This is a genomic window from Synechococcus sp. 8F6 (assembly GCF_002252665.1).
Lineage (GTDB): Bacteria > Cyanobacteriota > Cyanobacteriia > PCC-6307 > Cyanobiaceae > Cyanobium_A.
The window spans coordinates 1-2502 of sequence record NZ_NQKZ01000049.1; the positions used below are offsets into that span (position 1 = coordinate 1).

The 2502-nt window shown below is 56.8% G+C and carries 5 protein-coding genes; 1 reads left to right on the top strand and 4 read right to left on the bottom strand.

Annotated elements, in window-relative coordinates; translation table 11 throughout:
• Positions 1–391, bottom strand: a 391-nt coding sequence (locus tag CJZ78_RS13350; protein ID WP_369802068.1) for a transposase, incomplete at its 3' end; no start/stop codon positions are given.
• A 305-nt stretch (positions 392–696) separates the two neighbouring features.
• On the opposite strand from CJZ78_RS13350, the gene CJZ78_RS13355 reads away from it, so the two are divergent.
• Positions 697–900, top strand: a complete 204-nt coding sequence (locus CJZ78_RS13355) for a hypothetical protein (protein WP_094561781.1) — start codon at positions 697–699, stop codon at positions 898–900.
• 403 nt (positions 901–1303) lie between these two features.
• Here the strand turns inward: CJZ78_RS13355 and CJZ78_RS13360 are convergent, their stop codons facing one another.
• The 3 genes from CJZ78_RS13360 to CJZ78_RS14605 form a co-directional block, all read right to left on the bottom strand.
• Complete coding sequence (locus tag CJZ78_RS13360; RefSeq protein ID WP_094561782.1) at positions 1304–1612, bottom strand: hypothetical protein; 309 nt, start codon at positions 1610–1612, stop codon at positions 1304–1306.
• Between the two features lie 357 nt (positions 1613–1969).
• On the bottom strand, positions 1970–2164 hold the full coding sequence (locus CJZ78_RS14740) for a hypothetical protein (protein ID WP_094561783.1): 195 nt from the start codon (positions 2162–2164) through the stop codon (positions 1970–1972).
• 156 nt (positions 2165–2320) lie between these two features.
• The coding region (locus CJZ78_RS14605; protein WP_233128504.1) for a hypothetical protein at positions 2321–2502 on the bottom strand (182 nt) is incomplete at its 5' end.

Below are 2502 nucleotides of genomic sequence, written 5' to 3' on the forward strand. Positions count from 1 at the left end.
CGAGGCCCTGGCAGATGCGGCTTACCTCCGATTTGGAGACGCCGCTGGCGCCGCCCAGCGCCTCCACCAGGGCATCAACCTTGCGGGTGGAGATACCGCCGGTGTAGGCCTCCATCACCACGGCGTAGAGGGCCTTGTCGACCCGGCGGCGGGGTTCGAGCCAGTCGGGAAAGAAGCTGCCCTGCCTCAGCTTTGGGATGGCCAGGCTGATGTCGCCGACCTGGGTGGTGAGCAGCCGCTGGCGGTAGCCGTTGCGGTGGGTGGAGCACTGATCCGGGCAGCGCTCATGGAGCTGGGCGCCAGTGAGGGCAGAAACCTCTGCTTCCAGCAGGTCCTGAAAGCCGCGGCGCACGATCTCAGGGATGAGGGCGCCAGCGGTGGTGCCCTCCATGAGCTGAGCCAGCTCGGAGGCGCCACTATGGATATGGGTCATGGTCTGTGTTCGGTTTGGTGGTAGTGCTCCGAACAGGGTCACAGACCGGCCCACCCATTGCCACAGCTAAAGACTGAGGGAGTTGAGCCGTCAGCCCCGGCTACGCCGGGGCTGATCCCCCCGAGTTACACCACTCCATGGGACGCCGCTAGGCAGAGGGTATCGACGTTTCTGTCGGCATCATGTTCAAGGATGATGACCTCTCCGTTAGGGTGCTCCTGGCGCCACAGCAACCTTGCTGCGTCCTTTCAAGACCAGTTTCGATGACCTTCACCATCAAGACCCACGATTCCTGGGGCATCGTCAAGGTTGGTAACTTCCAGTCGCTTGAGGAGGCGCGGAAGGTTTTTTCTTCCCTTTGCGAAGACCCGTGGTACAAAAGCGACGGAATGGTCAAAGGCGTGGAGTTGCTTCAAGACGCTGAGCAGGGTGAAGGCATCAGAATGGATTGGTTCGCTTTTCGGTAGGGTGCACGGTGGTCCATATGGGCGGTAAATGTTCTATTCGCTATCGAGAAAGTGCAGTCTGCCCTGTACATCCTCCCTGAAGCTTTCTGAAAGCATGCTCTTGCCATCCTGCAGCTGAGGCTGTAATTCGAGGGGGGAATTTCTCCTGACCCTCCTGTTTTTACTGGTCGTCCACAACGCTGCCGAGTATCCTAGTAGCCCTGCGGCTGCTGGTGCCACTGTCAACAAGAGGTTGCGATGAATGGCGCTCGCCGTAATCAAGCACACCCCTCCGGCAACTCCAAGCGTGAGCGCCACGCCACGCTTCATGCTTCTTTCTTTTTGGATCGCCGCGCCTAAGGCGAGCTCCAGTTGTCTGGCTCCGCTGTCTGGCGGCATCCATCGCTTTCTGATCGAGCGCACCCTATGGCTTGGCAGGAATCACCGCCTTGAGATCGTTGGCGATTTGCTCGCAGCGCGTCCCGCGCTTGAGCATCGGCTCTGAACTTCTGACTTCTACTTGGAGCTCGTCCCTTGTTTCGTTGTTCGGAGAGATCATCACGGTGCCCCGAGCATTGATGGAGGTCTTCAAGCCGTCTTTGTCTCTTGCATAGATCGTCCCGCTGTTCGAGAACTCCTGGTCAATCTCCAGATTCAACCGCCCCACAGCGCTGGCGAGGCGATCCTGGAATTCACCCTGCTCAGCTGCTGCGATCCATTGAAACAACGCCAATGTTCTTTACTCCCTCTGCGCAATTCTCCCGCGGTGACCATGCTTTGCCCCCCTCCGACCTGCTTTATTGTGCGTTTTTAGTTAAATTCTGCACTTTTTGTGTGCTAATTGTAAACTTTTTAATTATGTTGGCTATCGCTTCTTGGCTTGCCGCCCTTTCCTCTGGCCCTTCAGGCGAGCCCACCAACGAACCATCTGCCTTCGGTCAGCGGCAGACCTCGACCAGATTGCCGCTTTCATCCTGGTCCTTCGGCAAGCACTGTCTTTCTAATCAGCGGTCTGTCCAGGTGCTGCAAACAGTAGCGAATAGACGAGGATGCTCGCCTGAGTAACCCTGGTTGCGTGTTCAGGATTCTTTTAATTGTCTGCTCGCAAATCTGTTGTCAGAGCTTTCTCAAGGATGAATGCGGCCAAGTTGCTCATTGAACGGCCTTCCATGGCACTCCGCTTTTCTAAACCCTTGTATGCAGCGTAATTCAAAGTGATTGTGACCCGCTGTGGGGTGCGGTTGCCGATAAAGTCATTAGTCCCACCGTGCCTGGTCTCGTACATGATTGGTCAGATTATAAGAGCCAACTCATTTTGGCGTTCTTTTCTTGTTTTGCAAGTTTTTCACTTTTGCACGTAAACATTCGCGAGGCGCCCTCTTGTGAGATCCGGTAGCTGCCAGAAAAGATGACGCCTCTGCTGCCATTCAGGCAACCAACATCAACGTAGCTGGATCTGGCTCGATTTCTGGTGGCGGTGGGTTGATCCAGACCTCTTCCGGCTGACGCCAGCAACGCGTCGATCGTGACCACCGGCGGGGATGCCGTTGGCGTGCTTGTTCGTAGACGACAGCACGGTGGCGGCAGATCTCCACAGCCTCACCGTTGTGGCGCTGATGGGGC

Bases quoted from the DNA above. Each gene is read 5' to 3' on its own strand.
- CJZ78_RS13355 (WP_094561781.1), top strand. From the start codon at position 697: ATGACCTTCACCATCAAGACCCACGATTCCTGGGGCATCGTCAAGGTT.
- CJZ78_RS14740 (WP_094561783.1), bottom strand. From the start codon at position 2,164: ATGTACGAGACCAGGCACGGTGGGACTAATGACTTTATCGGCAACCGC.